The organism is Halpernia frigidisoli, from assembly GCF_900113805.1.
Lineage (GTDB): Bacteria > Bacteroidota > Bacteroidia > Flavobacteriales > Weeksellaceae > Halpernia > Halpernia frigidisoli.
This window is the reverse complement of the sequence record NZ_FOQT01000002.1, coordinates 303,444-325,439: the sequence shown is the minus strand read 5'-3', so window position 1 is coordinate 325,439 and position 21,996 is coordinate 303,444. Positions and strand designations below refer to the sequence as shown.

Below are 21,996 nucleotides of genomic sequence, written 5' to 3'. Positions count from 1 at the left end.
ATAATGAATTTATTGTTATATTATATTGATTGTCAGATAGATAAAATATAAAGAAAATAAATTTTAATACCAAATACAGGGATAAATTTATCCGAGAAACATATATTTTATTAATAAAATAGTTTCACGATCAAGAATTGATAATAGCAAAGAAGAATTAATTTATTCCATGTAAAGACTGTACTTTCATAGTAGAATTTCAAAATTAAACAACACTTTTTGTCGTACGTGGCGAAAATGAACTTATTAGGATTTAAAACTAAAAACTAAACAAGTGCTTAATTAATATAGGTGAGAGGTGGAAAATGAAGAGCAACAAAGAATTGATGTGCCTAAAAAACATTGACCTGACCCTGAAATCAATAGATAATTTAATTTTTTTCTGCGACGGGTGAAAAGTGAGTTGTTTTGCCTTATTGTAAGGAAGGAATTTCGTTTAATGATATGTCCCTCCCAAATTTAAATATTATTATAACCCAACGATGATGGTCTAAATTAAATCCTGCAAAATACGTCTGCTCCATTTTTAGATTATAGTCTATATTAAATACGCAAATAATATCATCAATACCAAACCAAATCATATAAGATGTTACAAATAAGGGTACCCTAAATTTGGCACACCTGCCGTTAAGCGTTAACTTAGCCTAAAGCATTTATATGAAAGCAAGATACGTACGGGTTTCAACGGGAAATCAGAATGTGGCAAGGCAACTTGAAAAGTCTTACCCTGATGAAAAAATATACATCGATATAATTTCGGGTGCGGTGCCATTCTCCAAAAGACCTATGGGAGAAAAAGTTATCGAGGATATTAAAAATAACAAGATTAATTATTTAACAGTCAGTTCTATCGATCGCTTGGGAAGAAACTTAATAGATATTTTATCCAACATCGAAATACTAAATTTATATGCAATAAATTTAAAGGTTGATAACTTAGGGTTGGAAAGTTTAATTAAAGGTAAACCAAACTCAGCCTTCAAATTGATTGTCAGTGTCATGGGAAATATTGCGGAAATGGAACGGTCAAATTTACTCAAAATCCAAGAAGCCGGGATAGCCATAGCAAAAGCACAACATAGATACACAGGTCGTGTAAAAGGGTCTGTCGAGTCTGATGATAGTTTTTATAAAAAACACCATGAGGTCGTAAAAAATTTAAAAAAGGGAACTTCTATCAGAGATGTAGCAAAAATTTGTAATGTTAGTCCGTCGACTGTTCAAAAAGTGAAAAATAAAATTGGTTGTAAATTATAATAATTTTAATGTTCTGCGTTCATTAATATTTTTCACTTCATTCTCTTAAGCAAAACAAAATTTTGCGCGCATTTGAAGACCAACATGCGCTAAAAAAAGTGCGAGAGTTTTGAACTAATTGTTAGATTGATCGAAATTTTTTAGTGTGAAAAAACTTAAATAAAATATAAGAATTGTATAAACGGTGGGGGACTCCCTGTCAGAGGGGTGGAGGAATCCCCTCTCTCTCCCGAGCCTGTATAATTTATTGGTTTGTATAAGGGGGTCAATATGGTAAAAAAAATTTTTATATTTTTTCCTTCGAAAATTGAGAATCTAAAAAAATATTTTTAATTATTTTTGAGATTATTGGTCAAATTTCACTAAACTTTTAAGTCTAATCGTTAAAGAATTAGATTTATTAAATTAGTATATTATGGTTTACAACGATTATTTATTCTGATTTTTTGACATTCGAAATGGCTTTATCTACTGAATTCCGAAAATTTTCATAATTCCGAAATTTATTTGATATATAAGTTAATAAAATTTTGTAAAATTGATTAATTTTATATGACCCTGAAAAAATCTTGATATGAAAAATTACTTTAGAATATTTAACCCCAACTACAAATATTTAGATGATATTAATTTTAAAATTGACTCCATTTTGAAGCATAATAGCATCCTTAAATCACATTTAGAATTTAAAAAATCATTCAATTTAGAAAATGAAATAAGAAACATTTCATTACTAACTAATAAAATTGACAGTGCTGATAATGAAATTAAAAATTTAGAATCAAGTATAATCATTAAAACAAAAATGCAAGTTAATACCCGAAGCCAAATAAAATCTCGTTTCAACCCCAAATATTACTTGTCTAAATCTCAAATTTCCTTGCGTGCTGAAGTAAAAATGTTGCAGAATAATATCGAGAATTTCTATTTAGAAATTGAGCAAATTGGTAAGGCTAAGATTGAATATTTTGGATCAATAACGACTATAGAATCGGAAATTAACCGCTATAATTCTTTGCAAATTTTCAAAGTTAAAGACGATCTAAGTGAGAATGAGTTAATAATACAAAAGTTGAAAAACGGTTTGGATGCGATTAAGCCGAAAAAAGAAAAAATCGATCAATTATTAGATCCTACTATAAAAGAATTAAAAAGACTTGACCAAGATATAGAAAAAACAAATGAAATTATCCGAATTGCCGAAAATTATAGAAGGGATTTAGGAAATGCTACTAATACTTATGAGGCAAGAGAGGTTCACCAAAATTGTAGTGCAAGTTTAGGAAATGGTAATCCCGATTCAATCATTACTTGGAAATTAAAGTACAGGGAACAACTTTACAAACAAAGAGATAAATATTTGGTTACCGCAGAAAAAATTCGTGCTGATGTGCCGTAAACTTTAACCGTATTTTGATTAAATCTTAAAAAATATAAGAATGAAAACCAAATTTATTTTATTTATTGTAATCTTTTTCTTTTTGATTAACGGTTAATAGTAAGTATTTTATTAAATGCTTTTCAATTAAAATATTTCCGTTCGGATAACTAATTCGATCCACTTCTTGGTATGGGATATTTCCTTTGAATTTATTAAAATTAAAGTTAAGTTGTCCCTTTCCACGATGTCTTAATATTGATGCTTTATTATTTTCTACCAAAATCATAAGATTGCAATTAGGACATTCCAAATTCTTATCATTTTCTCTCATATAATACTCTTCATCATATAATTCACATTGGGGACATTTTCCTGTAAAAGAGATTGTTTTCATATAAATTAGTTTTTATGTGTTTTTTAGAAGTTCGTTTTCCAAGGGTTAGACACTAAATTAGAATAAGTGAGATAGGCTTTTAACCCCGACCCGAATAATAATCAAATTTAATTTTATGCTTATCTAAAAAATCGGTAAAAATATCAAAGGCATTATTTTTATTCTTAACCATATCGTGAAGGCTTTCTTCCACCTTAGCAATATCCACATCTAAAGCCTTACATACTTCTTCAGTATTATGAACAGTTGCACATCTTTCATATTCTGATGTCGGAGATAAATCCTGTAAATCCATTCTAATTTTTGATGTACTTACCTCCAACCAAATACACCGTCCGAACTGATCCGAAAATATCTCCATAAATGTTTTATTGTTTTACATACAATCCGTTTCAATAAATCTCTGTAACTCTTCCTCTGAAATGTCACCCCACATCTTATAATCTAAATCAAAATTCGAGTTAATCTTGTGAATTAATAGAACTAAAATTTAATAGTTCAAATTTTTTTTTAATTATTAGTATCTTTTAAGGTCTATTATGTATTAAATATCAAATTATTACAATAAAATTTTATAGTTTTATTAAATTTAAATATTACATTAGCGTTCATAAAATTACATTTTAAATATCCTTTAGGTATATGAAATTTTTAAATTAATTAAAATTACTAAAAAATATCATGAGAAAACTATTTTTAACTGCAATACTCCTATTAACTTTTAGTATTTCAAACGCTCAGAAAATATATTCAACTAATTCAGAAAATTCGGCTGATGTGAAAGTATTTGTTGTACAAAATGAAAACCAAGCGGATTTATTGGTTTACAAAGAAAAGTATGAAAACCAAGCAGGAAAAAATGATGGTAAGTGGTTTTTTACAGATAACTCCAATCAAGCGAAAAAGAAAATATATTTTGAGAAATATGAAAATCAAGCCGATCTAAAAATCTATTTTGTGGATTATGAAAATCAAGCGGGGTGGAGAAATTCTTCTAAAAAAGCATTGATGTACTAATATTATAATTTAAAAATAAATACATGAAAATTAAAAATATACTTTTTGTTATTATTCCCTTTTTTTCATTTGGTCAGGATAATTTATCAACTATCGTTAATCCAAAAATGGCATTATCCATAGATTTTAAAAGAATAAAAAAACCTAATGATAAGGCTTTAACCAATAACGATTTAAGTGGTGATATAATCAAATATGAGGAGATTAACAAAGTTCCATTTTTCACAGGTGTGCCAAACTTTTATTATAATTACGAAATTGTTAAAAAGAAAATTAGTTCCGAAAAATTTATTATTGAAATGTTGGACACCCGAAATGGAGATTTGTATGATTTAAGTAATTTAATAACTTTTCCCAATGATATGTACTACGAATCCTTCGGAAAAGATATTTTTTTTATGAGGAAAAAATTGAGTTTAAAATGGAACGAAGAAGAAAAAAAATTCATTTTGTCACAGATAGGTAAAACAGTAATTTCGAGTAATATTAGTCCAAAATTAATCAGTGATTTAAAAAAGAAATATAAAACAAACTTTAATGAAGGTGAAGGAGGCTTTTTACAAGTTCAAGGTGATAATATAGTACTTAAAGTAAATAAAAAAGAAATGTTATTTGACATTAATGGAAAAGAACTTTCTAAACCCATATATGATGAAATTTATTCTTATTATGCTCCTTATGTTTATGTTAGAAATGGCAAGTTAAATGGAATTTTAGATAATGAAGGCAAAACAATTTTTCCTGTTAAATATAATAGTACGCTTGTGGGAATTGGTGGTGGTTTGTTTACGACACAAGAAAATAATGGGTACAAGATAATTAATCTAAAAGGTGAAGATTTTAAGAAAGATATTTTTAATTCTGTTGGGCACTTTAATTCAGGTCTATTAAGGGTCCAAGTTGGAGATAAATGTGGTTATTTTGATATAAACGGTGATGTAATTGTTCCGAAGATTTATCAATATTGTCAAGACTTTAGTGAAGATATAGCGAGTGTGAGTAGAAACGGAAAATGTGGATATATAAATATGTATGGTACAGAAATAATACCTATTACATCTTTTGATAATTGTAGTAGTTTTGAAGATGGGTTAGCAGAAATTATTATTAAAAATAGAAGAGGATTAATTGATAAAACAGGAAAGATTCTCGTATTACCAATATATGATCTTTTACAAATTTTAAACAATGATTATATAAAGGTTATAAAAAATAATAAATGTGGCTTAGTTAACAGACATGGAGATATTGTAATACCAATAAAATACGATGATATTCAAAAAACACAGAAGAAAGACTTATTTATTGCTAAACTTGGAGATAATTTGGGTGCAATAGATGATAAAGGAAATGTTATAGCACCATTTGAGTATAATTATTTTGATCCTGATTCAGGATCTCTTTTACAGAAGGATTCAAATCATAAAGTTATTAAAAGTTTTGAACTTAATTTTTAAAAAAATTGGTCAAAATAAAAATGTATAATATTTTAAAAAAAAATTTAACTATGAAGTGTCTTATAGGGTTTTCACTTATTACATTACTAATTGCCAAACCGATTTTCGCACAAGAAAATAAATTAACCGAAAGAATTGCCATGAAAGGCAATAAAGAATGTAAATTTTTTACAACTTCTACAGATCCTGCACTTTACTCAGAATGGGATGGAAAGTGTAAGAAAGGTTTGGTTGAAGGGGATGGTATTATCAAAATGTATACAGATAATAAATCTAAGTTGAATGTTATACAAACCACTTTTAAAGATGGAATAATGGAAGGACGATCAAACAGATCAATTTTTTTTAATTCAGATTTAGTTACTAAATCAACTTATACATATCAAAATGGATTCTTGGTTGGTTTAGAAACGGGGGATTTCTTTAATACGGATGAAAATAAAAAAGGTTTAAATGAAGTATTTTCTTCATATTCAATTACTTGGGAGAGTGGCGGTAAAAAAGGATTCGGGAATTTAAAATTAAACGGAGGGAGCAAATATGAGGGTGAATTCTCTTATGGAGGATTACAACCAAATGGACATGGGAAATTAATGTACCTCAATGGAGATATTTACGAAGGAGAATTTAAACTTGGATTTTCGGAAGGAAAAGGGAAATATACGAGTAAAGATCTGATATATGTTGGAGATTTTTTAAAAGGAAGTATTAATGGTGTAGGTATAGGTAAATATTTTGGTGGTTGGGAATATAATGGAGAATGGAAAGATAATTCATTTAACGGAAATGGTACACTAACATCAGATATAGGGACTTTAAAAGCACAGTTTTCTAATCAGAAAGTTAATGGAAAAGGTATTTTTACATTTAAAAATGGGAATATTTACTCAGGTGAATTTAATACTGATTTTGAGCCTGATGGTTATGGTATCATGACATATTCAGATAAAGATACTTTTGAAGGGTTATTCGAGAAGGGGCGTATGAAAAAAGGATTATATACAGGAAAAAATTTAATCTATGACGGATCTTTTGATTCAACAGGTCATTTCTATGGTAAAGGAATTCTCACAAAAACTGACGGGGGAAATATAAAAAAAATTGATGCGAACTTCATTAATAATGATGATGGAGATGGTAAGATTTACTATAAAGATGGTTCAATATATGATGGGAAATTCACCAATAATGAAAAAAATGGTAATGGAACATTAATTATTGATGGTATTAAGAGTGTCGGAAACTATGTGAAGGGAGTTAAGGAGGGTGCTTTTGTTCTTTATCCAAAATCAGATGATGATACAGAAAGAATGGAATGCAATTTTAATAACGATGTTATAGATGGCTTAGTAAATTATTACCACAATGGAACAATGACAAAATTAGTTTTCAAAAATGGAGTAGCGGATAAACAGGCGAGTATTAAATTAAATACTTCTAATGATAGTCCAAAACAAAATAATAATTTCAAATTTGGCATTTATAAAGTGAATCCATCTATATCTAATTACTCATCAATGTATATAATGTTTAATCAAAAACATACTGTTGTAACTTTTTTAGGATCTGATCCATCTGATATACAAGACTCATCTAAATGGAAAAGTGGTGGAACATTTATTTTTGATGGAAATAAAATTAAAATGACAATAACCACTCCTCAGAGAACTAATACTGAATGGGAAATTATGTCAGATGGCACTTTACGGAATGGTGATTTATATTTAACTTTTTCTTCAAATAATTAGATATCCATTCATATAATTTCAATGCACGAATTAACGCACGATTTAAATCCAAAACTATCATAAAACATCTAAAACTAACATAGTAAATAAATTTTTCACCTTATTAAAATATTGATAATCAATAATATATATAAAATATTACATACACTGAAAATCCATGTGTCCCTGGTTCGAACCCTGGAGGAACCACAAAATTTAGTTTAAATTTAAATCCCCGCATTTTATATGTGGGGATTTTTTGTTTTAAAGATTTATCAAAAAACTTACAATAGGTATAAATCGTATTTAGCTGTAGCACTTAAAAATTTGTTTTAAATATTGAGTTTAAAAAAAGTTCTTTAACAAACTTTATAATCAAACGAAGTGTGGATAGGCAAATTAATTTTTAACTTCGCGGCTTACATTATTTAAATGAATAAAATAAAATATATCCTTTTTCTACTGATTTCATTGCAGGTTTTTTCACAGGAATCAATTAATTTTTCCCAAAAACCATTTGCAGAACTAATGGCTCAGGCAAAAGCTGAAAAAAAACTCATCTTTCTTGATGCGTATGCTTCATGGTGTGGACCGTGTAAGTTGCTGGAGAAAAATGTTTTTCCAAAACCCGCAGTGCGCGATTTTTTTAATAAAACCTTCATAAATACCCATATTGATATGGAAAAAGGGGAAGGACCCGGAATCGCGCAAAAATATATGATCCGCTCTTACCCAAGTTTATTGTTCATCAACGGAGATGGAGAAATTATTCAAAAGGCTTTAGGCTACATGGGAGAAGAAGATTTTTTAGCTTTAGGTAAAGAAGCAGGAAATCCTTTAAATGCAAAAGAATCCCCAAAAGCTTTATTTGCTAAAGGTGAAAAAAATCCACAATTTTTAGAGACGATCATTAAAAATAACGCCAATTCAGATTATAATTTTGCTAAAAGTGCTGCAGAGCGCTATTTTGAAGTAAAAAATACTAAGGAACTTTCAAAAGAAGAGATTTCTTACATTCTATATTTTGTAAAATCAACCAAAGATCCTTTATACAAGGAGTTTGTAAAAAATAAAGAGGAAATTACAAAGTCGGTTCCTTTGGAAACTTACAATCAGTTTGATCAGCAAATTAAACTATCCGAAGTTTTAGAAGCTTCCGTAAACGAAAGCGATGGTGGTATAAATGACGAGTATTTCTTTAAAAACGCTGTTCCGATTGTTGGGAGAGCAGATGCTGAAAAAGCACTGAACCGTACAAAAGTGGCGCTTTATCCACAAACTGGAAATTTTGAAGGTTATGAGAAAGCAGCGCTGGAATATTATAAGGATGCAGATTCTTTTGATGCTAAAGAACTCGACAAGGCTGCGTGGATTTTTAGCCAAAACATCACAAATGTAAATTCACTTAATGAAGCTAAAATGTGGTCTGAGAAATCTGTAATGAAAGGAGAAAATCCTGAAAATACTTATATTTTAGCCAAGCTTTATCAGAAAACCGGTGATACTGAAAAAGCCAGGTCTTTTGCTAAAATGTCAGCAGATATTTCAGCCCAAAGTGGTAAAGATGCGAGTTTGGCAACTGCTTTATTAACAGAATTAAACAAATAAGTGAAAAAATCTATTTCCCTATTTCTACTTGCTTTAAGTTTTTGTCTTTCTGCACAAAAAGTAAATTCACTTTACGTAAAAGCAAATGCATTACTTTTGCCAATCGGAGTTATTAATGTCGGTTTAGAACAACAATTGTCGGCCAGATATACAATTCAGGGTGATATTTTTATTTCTCCCTGGAAATCATTCGCAGTACATGAATTTCAGTATTATTCTGCTTCGCTGGAAGGACGGTATTATTTTGATGAAGCTTTTAAACACTGGTATTTAGGTGCAAATATTTCCACCGCAGCATTTGTGCTGCAAAAATGGAATTATTGGGGCGATGGTATTTACACCAATTCAAATAACAAAGAATTCGTAAGATCAAATCTTTACCAAAAAGGTATTTCTTTCATAATCGGCGCTACCGTAGGATATCAGTTTAATTTATCTGAACGCTGGAATATGGATGTTTATGCTACTGTCGGCACTTCTCAGGATTTATATAAAGGCTATGACAGAACGACTGGCGAAAGATATGATGTAGCGAAAAATTTTAATAAAAGCGGTGAAATTTTACCTTATAGAGGCGGAGTGATGATTTCTTATAAACTTAGATAAATGGATATAAAAAGTAAAAGATATTTATTAATTGCTCTTATTACATTCATCATATTGTTCCTGATGAATTATATCGGAAGTACTTATGAAGATAAATTATCAAGAGCTTTAATGACCGGTGGCGCAGGCGTTGTTGGTCTCACCGTCGCCATGTGGTATATGCACAGAACTAAAAAAAATGATACTTTTGACGAGTTTGATTAAATTTTTTAATCCTCGTAAATCACATACTTTTTTCTGATTTTTTTAAATTCTTCCAAATCTTTTTGCCACGATTTTTTAATTTCTTTTTCGGGCATTTTTGCTAAAATTTGTTTTCTTAAAACATCGCTTCCGGCAAGCTTATCAAAAAACAAATTTTTAAGAAAGAAATCCTGGTCAGGATTTTTGTAATCTTCATAAGATTTTATCAGCCATTTTAAATTGATTTCCCGAAGATTTAAATTTTTATCTGAAAGATTTTCTCCAAAACAAAGTTGACCGTTCAGAAAAGGATCTTTTGCGCCAGAAGTCGGTTTTGGTGTAAATTGGTATGAAAAATCTTTCGTCCACGGACTTCCAAATATTTGAAAGGGCAGATCTGTTCCTCTTCCAACAGAAACCTGAGTACCCTCAAAAAAGCAGAGCGATGGATATAGATTTATGGAAGTTGCATTTGGTAAATTTGGGGAAGGTTTTTCTGAAATTTCATACCGCTGCTTTTTATGATAATTATTAAGTTTGATCAAAGTATAATTCGCCTGAATTCCATTTTTCAACCATTTTTCACCGTTAACCATTTTTCCGTATTCGCCGATGGTTAAACCATAAACCACCGGAACTTCGTGTAAACCCACGAAACTTGAAAATTCCTTCTTTAATACGGGTCCGTCAACAAAACCATCATTTGGATTTGGTCGGTCTAAAACCATAACTTCTACTTTGTTTTCTGCGGCGGCTTCCATTAAATAACTTAAAGTTGATATATAAGTGTAAAATCGCACGCCGACATCCTGTATATCGAAAACAACAATGTCAACACCTTTTAATTGGTCTGGTTTAGGTTTTTTATTGTCCCCGTAAAGTGAAATAATTGGAATTCCTGTTTTTAGATCTTTTCCATTTTTCACATGTTCGCCAGCATCTGCATCACCGCGAAAACCATGCTCTGGAGCGAAAATAGTTTTAATTTTAATTTTATTTTTGACCAGAAAATCCACCAGGTTTGTTTTGTCTTTCAGCAATCCGGTTTGGTTGGTTAAAACAGCAATTGTCTTGTTTTTTAAAAGCGGTAAATAAAGTTCGGGTTGGTCTGCGCCAGTTTTAAAATTTTTTTGATCGGAATTTTGCGCGTTAAAAAATGAAGTGAAGCTAAAATAAATTAGGCAAATCAGAAGTAAAGCTTTAATTTTGAGTTTTAAATTCATCTTATTGAAATTTCCATTATATTTTTCGAAAAAAATAGCGTTTTCCAAAGATAATAAAAATAATCTCTCCCGTGTGATTGTCTTTATTGGTCGGCTTTCTGTGGCTTTAGGAATCATTGTTTCCTTGATCACCGTTTCTACTGGTTTGGGTTCAAAAAAAGCAATTAAAGAAAAATTGTCAGATTTTAGCGGTCATATTTCCATCAAATCCACACGATCCAATTCTTCTTATAACTCCACAGTTTTAGATAATACAAGTTTTTATCCGGAAAAGATAAAGAGTTTGCCAGAAGTGGAAAGCATTCAAAAATATGCGACAGTAAGCGGAATTTTAAGGAATAAAGATAATTTTGCAGGTATTATTTACAAAGGTGTTGGTAAAGATTTTGATGCCTTACGTTTTAAAAAATTCCTGGTAGCGGGCGTTTCGCCAAAAATTTCCGAAGAAGGCTACAGCAATGAGATCGCTGTTTCTCAAAAGATTGCGACTGATCTTAATTTGAAAGTTAAAGACAGCATCGTTGCAATTTTTTCAAAAGAAAATAAAAATCCTATTTATCGAAAGTTTGAAGTTGTCGGGATTTACAAAACGGACATCAAAATGATCGATGACCTTTTTATTATCGGCGATATTAATCAGGTTCGGAAAATACAGGAAATGTCGCAAGATGAAATCGGTGGAATGGATGTTTTTTTAAATAATATCGACAATATTGATGACGCATTTCCAAAAGTTGAAAAACTGATCGGTCTAAAAAATTATGCTGAAAAAGCCACAGATAAATATCCTGAAATTGTAGAATGGATCAATATTTTTGATGTTAACATCGCCATAATAATTGCTATAATGCTGATTGTTGTCGTCATTAATATCATTATGGTTCTTTTGATCTTGATCATCGAACGCACAAATTCTATTGGGATTTTAAAAACATTGGGAACAAGCAATGGACAAATTCGGTCAATTTTCATTAATTACACTTTACTTATTATGATTCCAGGAATCATTATTGGAAATGTTTTGGGAATTGGTTTGCTTTTGCTTCAAAAATATTTTGGTTTAATTACTTTAAATCCCGAAAATTATTATGTGAGCGTTGTTCCGGTTGATCTAAATCCACTTTATATTTTTATGATCTCTGCGGGAATTCTTTTGGTTTCTGCTATTTCACTGATTTTGCCAAGCTTTTTGATAAGTAAAATTTCTCCAGTAAAAGCGATTAAATACAGTTAGGGTTTATTTTGTGAAATAAGTCACTTAGCCATCAAAAACAAATTTCTTATTTTTGCAGTTGGAAAAAGCAAAGTCTACTTTTTTAGCCCCGATTGAAATGTAAATCCTTTTTTTTGTGATTCTTTTCTGTTAAAGAAATAATTTTATAAAAAAAAGATTGAAATGGAAAGCGGGACCAATTTTAAAAAAAAATACACTTTTCTTGCTCCTTAAAAAATTAAAAATTAAATCGCTTTACAACTGTTTAAAATTGGTAGTTAAATTCCTGAAGCGATAATATTTTTCAAATAAAATAAATTAGTAGTTTAAGATGAAATACGCAGAAAATATATTAGAAACCATTGGTAATACGCCTTTGGTAAAAATAAATAAAGTTTTGGGAGATGATTTTCCGGCTTTGGTTTTGGCTAAAGTTGAGACTTTTAATCCTGGAAATTCAGTAAAAGACAGAATGGCGCTGAAAATGGTGGAAGATGCTGAAAAAGACGGACGTCTAAAACCTGGCGGAACCATTATTGAAGGGACTTCCGGCAACACTGGAATGGGTTTGGCTTTGGCGGCGATCATTAAAGGTTACAAATGTATTTTTGTAACTAATGCGAAACAATCTAAAGAAAAATGTGATATTTTGCGCGCGATGGGCGCACAGGTGATCGTTTGTCCAACGGATGTAAAACCAACAGATCCAAGAAGTTATTACAGTGTTTCCAAGCGATTGGCGTCAGAAACCGAAGATGGTTGGTATGTAAATCAATATGATAATTTATCAAACAGAACGGCGCATTATGAATCTACCGCACCGGAAATTTGGGAACAAACAGAAGGAAAATTAACGCATTTTGTGGTAGGCGCAGGAACGGGCGGAACAATAACAGGTTGTGCAAAGTTTTTTAAAGAAAAAAATGAAAACATCAATATTATAGGTGTTGATACTTACGGTTCAATCTTAAAAGAATACCACGAAACGGGCATTTTAGATTTGTCAAAAGCCTACACTTATATAACTGAAGGAATCGGCGAAGATATTATTCCGGAAAATTTTGATATGTCGTTGATCGATCACTTTGAAAAAGTCACGGATAAAGACGGCGCTATTTATGCAAGGAAATTAGCCAAAGAAGAGGGAATTTTTTGCGGTTATTCTGCGGGAAGTGCAATGTCTGCGTTGGTTCAGATGAAAGATCAGTTTACCAAAGATGATATTATTGTGGTTCTTTTGCATGATCATGGTTCGCGTTATGTGGCAAAAATCTATAACGATGAATGGATGGAAGCGCAAGGCTGGTTGTAATGATCAAGCTGTAAATTAAAATCTACAGATTATTTTAAAAAATAAAATCCCCATTAAGAAATAACTTAATGGGGATTTTTAAAGTGAAAAATTTAGAAACTATAATTTACTCTAACAAATACATAGCGACCATTTTGTCCAAACTGAGAAACATTTCGGGAATATTCAAACTGGTTGTTATTAGAAAGATCAACTACAGCCGCGCCGGATTTATAATCTGCGGGTAGGGTAGAAACCGGTCCGCCAGGTCCTTGCAGAAATACAGTTGCGCCACTTGTATTTACGTATTTGTATTTTCCGTTTGCATCCGGTCTAAAAACAAGTTGGGTTTTTAAATTTTTATCTGGATAAAGATCAAATATATTGTTGCTACCGACAGTAAATTTAATTTTTTTGTTTAAAGAGTACGTCACTGAAAGATCTGTGATTGTTCTGGATTTAAATTCAGGATGTTCAGTTTCTACAAAAACACCATTAATGGATGTTGCTGCGATGTAGCCGTCTCCATTGACATCGGCAGTGTTTGGATCAGTTACTTTCCCAAAATAACTTTGGCGTATAAAGAAATCAAATTTTTTGTATTTTAAACTGTTAATTAAATTTGCTTTAACCCGCGGTATTGCTTCTTCCATGTAAATCCTCGTAGCTTCAGAATAATATTTATTGATCTGTCCACCAGCTACTAAAGCTGGAGAGCCGTTAATATCACCAATTCTCTCCGTTTTACTCATCGTTCCGGCAAGACTTGTGTTTAAGGTAAATTCATCAAAAGCAAATTTATTGCTGATGACAACGTCTAAACCTCTTGATTGCGTGTCTACAGCATTACTAAAAAATGTTGCTGTATTTGCATTTGCCTGATTAAAAAGAGTTGTTAGTTGAGGCGTTGAAGGTGAAAATCCGTCTGTAAGTACAACACGATCGTTAATTTTAATATAATAACCATCAACAGCAAATGTTAAATTTGTTTCAGGGATTTTATAAGTGATACCCAAACTGTAATTGTTGGATTCTTCTTGTTTTAGTTGTGGAATTCCTAGAATATTAGCTACTGTTCCACCATTTCTGAAAGTTCCCACTTCGAAAGGTACACCTCCAATAAATTGCGTAGACGTTGAGCTGTAATTGATCTGAGCTAAAGAAGGTGCTCTAAAACCTGTGGAAATAGCACCGCGAAGATTTAAATTGTCTGTTAATTTTATGCGGGAAGCGAACTTATAATTAAATGTAGAACCAAAATCTGAGTAATTTTCATAACGCAAAGCACCGCTTATTAGCAACCATTTTGTGATATCAAGTTCAGTATCAATATAACCTGCATAAGATTCGCGACCGTTATTTACCTGATTCGCCGGTCTGAAACCAGGAAAAACCTGCGCGCCACCAGGTCTGAAATTCCCGAAGAAATCTGTTGGTCTCAAAATATTTGGTGTAGCTGGACCGGCGTAAACTGTACCGTCAGAATTATAAGTTGCATAAGAATTTTCATTCCCTGCTTTTATGATGTACCGTTCCAGTCGGGCTTCTGCACCAAATGCAATATTAAATCCACCTAAAAGATCCAGCTTTTTCACGAAATCTAAGTTCGTTGTGTTTTGTTGGAATTTTAATTTACCTGCGTTAAAATCTGTTGGTGTGTTTGTGCCTAAAGTTACGTTTGCAGTATTTTCCACTGTGTAATCAAATGAATTGATGCCGAAAGTATTGCTTAAATCATAATCAAAACCTGCGACTTTACCTTTTACACCGCCCGCAATTGAGTAATCAATTACTCTTGAGCCTATTTCCGGTAAAAAACCATCCGGATAAACTGAAGTCAAAGATCTGGACTGCTCCGGTCTTCGGTAGAATCCAGCCGAATTTCCATCTCTATTACTATAGCCGCCAAATAAATAAACTTTATGCTGATCATTAATTGGGTATTCTGCATTGGCAAAAAACTGTGTGCTTGTCAATTTTGACTGACCAACACGCATATTAAAATCTTTACGCTGAAGACCTCTCGCAAATAATTCATTAGCTGAAGTATCAAACCTTAAAGCATCTTGTAATTGTGTTAAATTTCCTGCATTTTGAATTGCACTTTGCTGTGAAGCAGAAAAATAATTAACCTGATTAGCGCTGGTTTTTATAATGTTAAATAAATTACTTTGCGCCGTTCCTGTCAGCGCGTTGATGTTTGAAAACATGGAAGTAATATTATTTCCATTTGCTAAAGCAACACGTTCCACGGAATTATAGGCATTATAAATTGTTCCGTTGTAATCCGTTGCGCGGCTTGTGTCGTCCCGGAAACTAAAGCTACCTGTCACATTTATAAAACCTTTACCCTGATAAAGATGGGTTCCATAATTGGCATCCAGCTGGGTTTTAAAACCATCAAATCCGCCCCGATGATCGTTGGAACCATCAGAAATATTTGAACCACCAGTTAGGGATAAATTTAATTTATTGGTTGCGCGCTTCATTACCAGATTGATAACACCCGCGATTGCGTCAGAACCGTATTGGGCAGCAGCACCATCACGCAAAACTTCAATATTTTCCACCGCAAACGCCGGAATTGCATTTAAATCCGTACCCACTGAACCTCTTCCCGGCGAACCATTAACATTTACGAGCGCAGAATTATGTCTTCGTTTGCCATTAACTAACATTAAAGTTTGATCTGGTCCCAAACCACGTAACTGTGCTGGATCCACGTGATCTGTCCCATCTGCAACTGTCGTCGTATTGGATGTGAAAGATGGCGCAACGTAATTTAAAATTTGTGTTAAATCTGTTTGTGGAGCTGCAACGGCAAGTTCACTCATTTTTAAAACGTCGATCGGGACGGGAGAATCAGTAATAATTCTGGATTTATTCCTTGATCCTACGGTGATTTTAACCTCCTCAACATCGTTCGTTTTTATGGTATCTTTTACCTGCTGAGCATAAGAGAATGCACCGATTGACGTAAATGAACCTAAAAGAAAAGCTCTCTGAAAATAAATTTTCCACATATGATAATTATTTAATGTTATTAAGCAAATGTATAATAATTATTATAAAATACTGTTAAAAATTAAATAGATATTGTTAAAAAATATTAAAATGATTAATAAATAATAATTATATACTCTTTATTTGTTTGCATTTTATTTCCTGTTTGCTACCAAGAAATTAGAAAGTGAAAATAATACGCTTGATTATCAGGCATTTAAATACATTAGTGAAAATATTTTACTACTTTGTATTGCATAATACTATTTTTATTTTATATCTTTGCATAGTACAATTAAGATAGAGTCTATTTAATTTTTAAAATTTAATAATAATAACCAAATTATGAACACAGAGAACACCAAAGCGCAAATGCGAAAAGGCATTCTGGAGTTCTGTATTTTAAGCCTCATTGATAAACGCGAAATGTATGTTTCAGATTTAATTGAGGAACTAAAAAAAGGACAACTGGATGTAGTGGAAGGGACACTTTACCCTTTATTAACGCGGCTGAAAAACGCTGAATTTCTTTCTTATCGATGGGAAGAATCAACCGGCGGACCACCACGAAAGTATTATATGATCACGGAGAAAGGCAAAATGTTTCTTGCTGAACTTCAGATCACCTGGACGGAATTAACAGTTTCCGTTAATAAAATCACTCAAACTACTAATATTTAATACCATGAATAAGACACTCTCAATAGGACTTGCAGGTTTTTCTTTCACCATCGAAGAACATGCTTATATAAAACTCAGCGATTATTTAGCAGCTCTAAGAAACACTTTGGATGCTAACGAAGCGGATGAGGTGATGCACGACATTGAAATCCGCATGGTCGAGATTTTCAAAGAAACTTTAGGTAAAAGAGAAGTGATTAACGACGACGATGTAGAAAAAGTTATTGCACAGATTGGTGCTCCTGAACAAATAGAAGAACAAGAAAAAGCCTATTATTCGGAACAAACATCATCAACAAAAAAAGAAGAAAGAACCTCTGCTTTTTCAGGTCAAAAACAATTGTTCAGAGATCCTGAAAATGGAAAAATTGGCGGTGTTTGCGCTGGTTTAGCTAATTATTTTGGAATTGATCCGGTTTGGATAAGATTACTTTTAATATTCTTTGTGATAATGAAAGGTTTTGGGATTTTACTTTATGTAATTCTATGGATCGTTCTTCCTCAGGCAAAAACGGCTTCAGACTATTTAAAAATGAAAGGGAAACCAATTAATTTTGATAATTTAAAAGAAGAATCCGGAAAAATCGTTCATTTTGCGAATGAATCCAGCCAAAAACTTGGACAAGCATTCCAATCCCAAAAAGGCAATATTGACAATGTCGGTCATGTTTTATTAAGCATCGTGCGTATATTTTTCGCTATATTTTTCGGGATTTTGGGTATTTCATGTCTTTTGGGTTCCTTTGCCTTCTTCGGAATAAGCTTCGGTTCTGACGCGGTAAATGTACCGGAAGGAATTTCATTTTTTCTAGGAAATGATATGCCTAATTTTCTACTGATAACCATATTAGTTTTGACTTTACTAATCCCGGCAATAATTTTTATGCTAATTTCAATAAAATTATTTGCGCCAAATTCTAAACTAAGATATACAGGTTATGTTATCGGCGCCTTGGTTTTCCTTTGGTTCGGTTTGCTTTTAATAGGCGGTTTCACAGCGACGAAAATGTTTACTAAATATTCCGGTGATAATGATGAAACACAAAACATCGCTATTAATACAACGTCTGACAGTATTTTGGTTGATGTAAAAAAAGTAGAAATTCCGGCTAATTACAAATCATATTTCGGGGATTATTTCTCAGACGGGAAAATGATCTACCAGGAAGATTATCCATATATTGAAGTAAAACATCAAAATGTAGATCAACCTTATTTGATCGTGAAAAGAGAGGCGAGAGGTTATAACCAACCAATTCAATTGAAAGTTCCGGTAGAAATTAGAGATAATAAAATTCTTTTACCAAATTACTTTATTTATTCTTACAGAGATAGAATGAGACATTATAACGCTAATTACCAGCTTATCGTTCCTAAAAACTTTAAGGTAATAAAATTAGGAGACAGAATTAATTTTGATGATGATATGAATAAAGATGAGGATGATAATGATAACTCTGATGATGCGGATAATTCAGCAAATATCAATATCAACGGGACATCGATCAATATTCCCTCGAATGATTCTGATTCTATTATTATTAACGGCAAGAAAGTTGGGAAAGATGAAGCTGAAAGTTACGTTAAGAAAGTGATTTTAAATCCAAAAAATATAAATGGAGTTAATATCGACGTAAATTCTGACGATAAAAATAATAAAATTATAATTAAAACAAAATAAATTGAGAGTGGTGGAGTAAAAGTGAGTGGTCTTTATAACTAAATTATACACTCACTTTGCTCACTCTCAAATTATTTATCAGATCTTTAAATTAACAAAACTTTATGATGGTAATTAATTACAAATTATTACCTTCGTTAAGTTAATTATCACAAATTAATAAAAACAAAAACTATGGTACAGCTCGTTTTAGATGTCGTTCTCACGATAGTGAACTTCATCACCAATTTATTTTAACCAAAATCAGTCACTTATATTTGGAGTATAACCACTAGTTGGTTATACTTTTTGTTTTTAAAATTTAAAATGGAAAGTATTTTTTTAATATTTTTAAAGGAAATAAAGCAATAAAATCATTTAAAAATAAGTGGGTAAAAAATTATTATTAAAATTTATATGAAAAAATTTATAGGGCAATTGGGTTTAAAGATTTTAGGCTGGAAGATTGTTTTAGACGGCGATGTGGAAAACCTGAACCGCTGCATTCTAGTAGTAGCACCACATACCGATAATATGGAATATATTTTAGGAAACCTTGCTTATTGGGTTTTAGGTAAAAAATTAAAAGTGATCATAAAAGACGAGCACACAAAAGCCTGGTATGGCTTTGTTGTAAAAGCTTTAGGCGGTATTGGGATCGACCGTTCTCAAAGAAATGATCTTATCAATTTTGTAGATAACGAGTTTAAAAAAGACGATTTCAGCTTGGTTATTACGCCCGAAGGAACCAGAAGTTGGGTTGCTAAATGGAAAAAAGGTTTTTACCTTATGGCAATTAAATCCCGTGTTCCAATCGTTTTAGGTGCCGGAGATTTTGGTAAAAAAGAAATTCACATGGGAAAAGTGATTACCGTCGAAGAGCTGGAAACTAAAACTTATGAAGAAATAATGGCAGAACTTGAAGAATACTATAAAGTGATCACGCCGAGTGTGCCTGCAAACTGGAATCCCAAAATATATTAATATGACAGAGCAGGAAAAAGCAAAAACTTTAGATTTTTTAAATAATTGGGGCGAGGGTTTACTGGCTAAAAATCTTGGTATTTTATTCTCTGAAATCACAGATGATTCACTTTCTGCAACAATGCCTGTGAATGAAAATGTACATCAACCTTTTGGTATCATGCACGGCGGCGCAAGTTGCGTTTTGGCCGAAACTTTGGGTTCTTGTCTTTCTAATGTATTTATTGACACTGAAAAATTCTACGCAGTCGGTACAAATATCAATTCAAACCATTTACGAAGTGTAAGAAAAGGTGTTGTGACTGGAACTGCCAGATTTATTCGAAAAGGAAAAACGATGCACGTTTCTGAAATAGAAATACGCAATGAAAAAGGTGATTTAATTAACCATACGACGATGACAAACAATGTGATCGCAAAATAAATCATGACTCAAATTCTCTTTCGGCTTCCGTTTTCATCTAAAATTTTCGTTAATGATCTAAATTCTGAAAATGAAAATATTGGTTTCACGAGTTTTGACACTTTAAAACAATTGAATTTTAAAGGAAATTTTAAAGAAGTTTCACCGGAACAATTATTGGAAAATCAATGGTCGTCTTCTGATTTTAAATTTACCTTAAATGATTTAAAGGAAGAATCTGAGGAAGATTACATTCAGAAATTGGGAAACGTAATTTCGTTTATAAAAAAAAATAAACTTCCCAAACTTGTTATTTCGCGCAGGAAAATTATCGGTTTAGAAAATCAAAAAATTAATTTATCGCAAAGTTTTCTAAATTTAATTAAATCCTACGATAATGCTTTTATTTATTTATTTAAAACTGAAGAAGAATCCTGGATTGGAGCATTTTCAGAAGTTTTAGGAAAATTTAATAAAAAAACATCTGAATTTGAAACCATGAGTCTCGCCGGAACTTTAGGTTTGGATAAAGAGTGGACAAAAAAAGAACTGGACGAGCAGAAAACGGTGAGTAATTATGTGGAATCTGTCTTAAAGAAATATTCTTCTCAAGTAAAAATATCGGACACAAAAGACCATCATTCCGGAAATATTAAACATCTTCGAACTGATTTTAAATTAAAAATTGATGAAGAACATTTATCAAATTTAATAACTGATCTTCATCCAACTCCTGCTGTTTGTGGTATTCCGAAAGATTTTTGCAAAAAAGCGATCTTAAATTTTGAGAATAAACCAAGAGAATTTTACGCTGGTTTTAGCAGAGTGGAAATGTCAGATGATGTTTATTTTTTCGTAAACCTTCGTTGCGCAAAAGTTTACAAAAATGCCGCAGAATTATTTGTTGGCGGTGGAATAACCTCGCAAAGTAATCCTCAAAAAGAGTGGCAGGAAACAGAATTAAAGTCTGAAGCCATACTGAAAAATCTCAGTATTAGCTCTTAGAAGTAGAAAGTTTACTCATTGTATTGAGAATAATTACGAACAATACACCCAAAACTCCGGCTGCTAAAGGAAGCATGAATTTGGCATTTTCACCGCTGAAAAAGCCAAGATTCCAGTCGATCATATAAAGATCGATGGCGATAAGAACTACAAATAATGCTAAAAATACTTTATAAATGGTTTTCATATCTGACTGTTTATTTATCAAGATTATTTTTAATTTTTAATCTTAATTCATTATTTCTATAAAATTAATATTAATGGTGATTCCATTATATTTTTTAAAAATGAATATACTGCGCGAACAGCATTGCAAAGTTAGCGGTAAATAATTTAATAGCGATGGCTAAAAGGATAATTCCGAAAACTTTTTGCAATACCTGCAAACTTCCCTGACCCATCTTTTTTTCTATCCATGTGGCAGATTTTAAAACAAGATAGACGAAAAGAGTATTAAGTAAAATTGCACAAATAATATTTATATCATGGTATTCTGCACGAAGGGAAAGTGTGGTTGTCAACGTCCCGGCTCCGGCTATTAATGGAAAAGCGATAGGAATAATGGAAGCAGAATTACTTTCGCTGGCTTTATTAATTTCGATTCCTAAGATCATTTCCAGAGCGATAATAAAAATTACAACTGCACCTGCGATCGCAAAAGAATATTTATCGATCCCGATTAATTTTAAAATGTTGTCGCCAATAAAAAGAAAAGCAATCATTAAAACACCAGCAACAATTGAAGCTTTTTCAGATTCAATGTGCCCAAATTTTTTGCGCAGCGAAACAATAATTGGGATCGAACCTAATATATCAATAACCGCAAAAAGTACCATTGTGGCCGTGAGCGTTTCCTTTACCGAAAATAACTGGAACATAATAATTTATTAATTTCGCAAA

The 21,996-nt window shown here is 31.7% G+C and carries 21 protein-coding genes; 15 read left to right on the top strand and 6 right to left on the bottom strand.

Annotated elements, in window-relative coordinates:
- The first annotated feature begins 660 nt into the window (after positions 1-660).
- Positions 661-1,260, top strand: coding sequence for a recombinase family protein (locus BM238_RS06610; RefSeq protein WP_090079415.1), 600 nt, complete (start codon positions 661-663; stop codon positions 1,258-1,260).
- A gap of 574 nt (positions 1,261-1,834) precedes the next feature.
- A complete protein-coding gene (locus tag BM238_RS06605; RefSeq protein ID WP_090079414.1) occupies positions 1,835-2,659 on the top strand; it encodes a hypothetical protein in 825 nt (274 codons plus the stop codon).
- Positions 2,660-2,717: 58 nt separating this feature from the next.
- Here the strand turns inward: BM238_RS06605 and BM238_RS06600 are convergent, their stop codons facing one another.
- Both BM238_RS06600 and BM238_RS06595 read right to left on the bottom strand, forming a co-directional pair.
- Positions 2,718-3,035 (bottom strand): hypothetical protein, encoded by a 318-nt coding sequence (locus BM238_RS06600; RefSeq protein ID WP_090079413.1) that lies wholly within the window; start codon positions 3,033-3,035, stop codon positions 2,718-2,720.
- Positions 3,036-3,114: 79 nt separating this feature from the next.
- Positions 3,115-3,330: a hypothetical protein gene (locus BM238_RS06595; protein WP_143093360.1), complete on the bottom strand. Its 216-nt coding sequence runs from the start codon at positions 3,328-3,330 to the stop codon at positions 3,115-3,117.
- Positions 3,331-3,716: 386 nt separating this feature from the next.
- Here BM238_RS06595 and BM238_RS06590 point away from each other — a divergent pair, with 386 nt between their 5' ends.
- The 6 genes from BM238_RS06590 (at position 3,717) to BM238_RS06565 (ending at position 9,654) form a co-directional block, all read left to right on the top strand.
- Positions 3,717-4,052 carry a 7(1) septoil knot domain-containing protein gene (locus BM238_RS06590; protein ID WP_090079411.1) on the top strand — a complete coding sequence of 112 codons (336 nt, stop codon included), beginning with the start codon at positions 3,717-3,719 and terminating at the stop codon, positions 4,050-4,052.
- Positions 4,053-4,075: 23 nt separating this feature from the next.
- The gene (locus BM238_RS06585; RefSeq protein WP_090079410.1) at positions 4,076-5,509 is read left to right on the top strand and encodes a WG repeat-containing protein; all 1,434 of its coding nucleotides are present in this window, start codon (positions 4,076-4,078) and stop codon (positions 5,507-5,509) included.
- Positions 5,510-5,559: 50 nt separating this feature from the next.
- Entirely contained in the window at positions 5,560-7,257 is a 1,698-nt protein-coding gene (locus BM238_RS06580; protein WP_177205436.1) for an MORN repeat-containing protein, read from the top strand.
- A gap of 411 nt (positions 7,258-7,668) precedes the next feature.
- Complete coding sequence (locus BM238_RS06575; protein WP_090079408.1) at positions 7,669-8,844, top strand: thioredoxin family protein; 1,176 nt, start codon at positions 7,669-7,671, stop codon at positions 8,842-8,844.
- Positions 8,845-9,450: a DUF3575 domain-containing protein gene (locus tag BM238_RS06570; RefSeq protein WP_090079407.1), complete on the top strand. Its 606-nt coding sequence runs from the start codon at positions 8,845-8,847 to the stop codon at positions 9,448-9,450. It abuts the gene before it with no gap.
- Positions 9,451-9,654, top strand: a complete 204-nt coding sequence (locus tag BM238_RS06565) for a hypothetical protein (protein WP_090079406.1) — start codon at positions 9,451-9,453, stop codon at positions 9,652-9,654. It begins immediately after the preceding gene.
- Between the two features lie 5 nt (positions 9,655-9,659).
- On the opposite strand, the gene BM238_RS06560 is transcribed toward BM238_RS06565, so the two are convergent.
- On the bottom strand, positions 9,660-10,856 hold the full coding sequence (locus BM238_RS06560; protein WP_090079765.1) for an exo-beta-N-acetylmuramidase NamZ family protein: 1,197 nt from the start codon (positions 10,854-10,856) through the stop codon (positions 9,660-9,662).
- Positions 10,857-10,860: 4 nt separating this feature from the next.
- On the opposite strand from BM238_RS06560, the gene BM238_RS06555 reads away from it, so the two are divergent.
- Together BM238_RS06555 and BM238_RS06550 are read left to right on the top strand one after the other, a co-directional pair.
- Positions 10,861-12,090: an ABC transporter permease gene (locus tag BM238_RS06555; protein WP_090079405.1), complete on the top strand. Its 1,230-nt coding sequence runs from the start codon at positions 10,861-10,863 to the stop codon at positions 12,088-12,090.
- A gap of 310 nt (positions 12,091-12,400) precedes the next feature.
- Positions 12,401-13,381: a PLP-dependent cysteine synthase family protein gene (locus tag BM238_RS06550; protein WP_090079404.1), complete on the top strand. Its 981-nt coding sequence runs from the start codon at positions 12,401-12,403 to the stop codon at positions 13,379-13,381.
- Between the two features lie 92 nt (positions 13,382-13,473).
- Here BM238_RS06550 and BM238_RS06545 read toward each other — a convergent pair whose 3' ends face one another.
- On the bottom strand, positions 13,474-16,383 hold the full coding sequence (locus BM238_RS06545; RefSeq protein ID WP_090079403.1) for a TonB-dependent receptor plug domain-containing protein: 2,910 nt from the start codon (positions 16,381-16,383) through the stop codon (positions 13,474-13,476).
- Between the two features lie 325 nt (positions 16,384-16,708).
- Here BM238_RS06545 and BM238_RS06540 point away from each other — a divergent pair, with 325 nt between their 5' ends.
- The 5 genes from BM238_RS06540 to BM238_RS06520 all read left to right on the top strand — a co-directional run bounded on the left by BM238_RS06540 (position 16,709) and on the right by BM238_RS06520 (position 21,096).
- Positions 16,709-17,044: a PadR family transcriptional regulator gene (locus BM238_RS06540; protein WP_090079402.1), complete on the top strand. Its 336-nt coding sequence runs from the start codon at positions 16,709-16,711 to the stop codon at positions 17,042-17,044.
- Between the two features lie 4 nt (positions 17,045-17,048).
- Positions 17,049-18,725 (top strand): PspC domain-containing protein, encoded by a 1,677-nt coding sequence (locus tag BM238_RS06535; RefSeq protein ID WP_090079401.1) that lies wholly within the window; start codon positions 17,049-17,051, stop codon positions 18,723-18,725.
- A 396-nt stretch (positions 18,726-19,121) separates the two neighbouring features.
- Complete coding sequence (locus BM238_RS06530) at positions 19,122-19,688, top strand: 1-acyl-sn-glycerol-3-phosphate acyltransferase (RefSeq protein WP_090079400.1); 567 nt, start codon at positions 19,122-19,124, stop codon at positions 19,686-19,688.
- A 1-nt stretch (position 19,689) separates the two neighbouring features.
- Positions 19,690-20,112 carry a PaaI family thioesterase gene (locus BM238_RS06525; RefSeq protein ID WP_090079399.1) on the top strand — a complete coding sequence of 141 codons (423 nt, stop codon included), beginning with the start codon at positions 19,690-19,692 and terminating at the stop codon, positions 20,110-20,112.
- Positions 20,113-20,115: 3 nt separating this feature from the next.
- Positions 20,116-21,096 (top strand): chorismate-binding protein, encoded by a 981-nt coding sequence (locus BM238_RS06520; protein WP_090079398.1) that lies wholly within the window; start codon positions 20,116-20,118, stop codon positions 21,094-21,096.
- On the opposite strand, the gene BM238_RS06515 is transcribed toward BM238_RS06520, so the two are convergent.
- Complete coding sequence (locus BM238_RS06515; RefSeq protein WP_090079397.1) at positions 21,086-21,283, bottom strand: hypothetical protein; 198 nt, start codon at positions 21,281-21,283, stop codon at positions 21,086-21,088. The two genes, BM238_RS06520 and BM238_RS06515, sit on opposite strands and share 11 nt — an antisense overlap.
- A gap of 94 nt (positions 21,284-21,377) precedes the next feature.
- Positions 21,378-21,974 carry a MarC family protein gene (locus tag BM238_RS06510; protein WP_090079396.1) on the bottom strand — a complete coding sequence of 199 codons (597 nt, stop codon included), beginning with the start codon at positions 21,972-21,974 and terminating at the stop codon, positions 21,378-21,380.
- Positions 21,975-21,996: the final 22 nt, after the last annotated feature.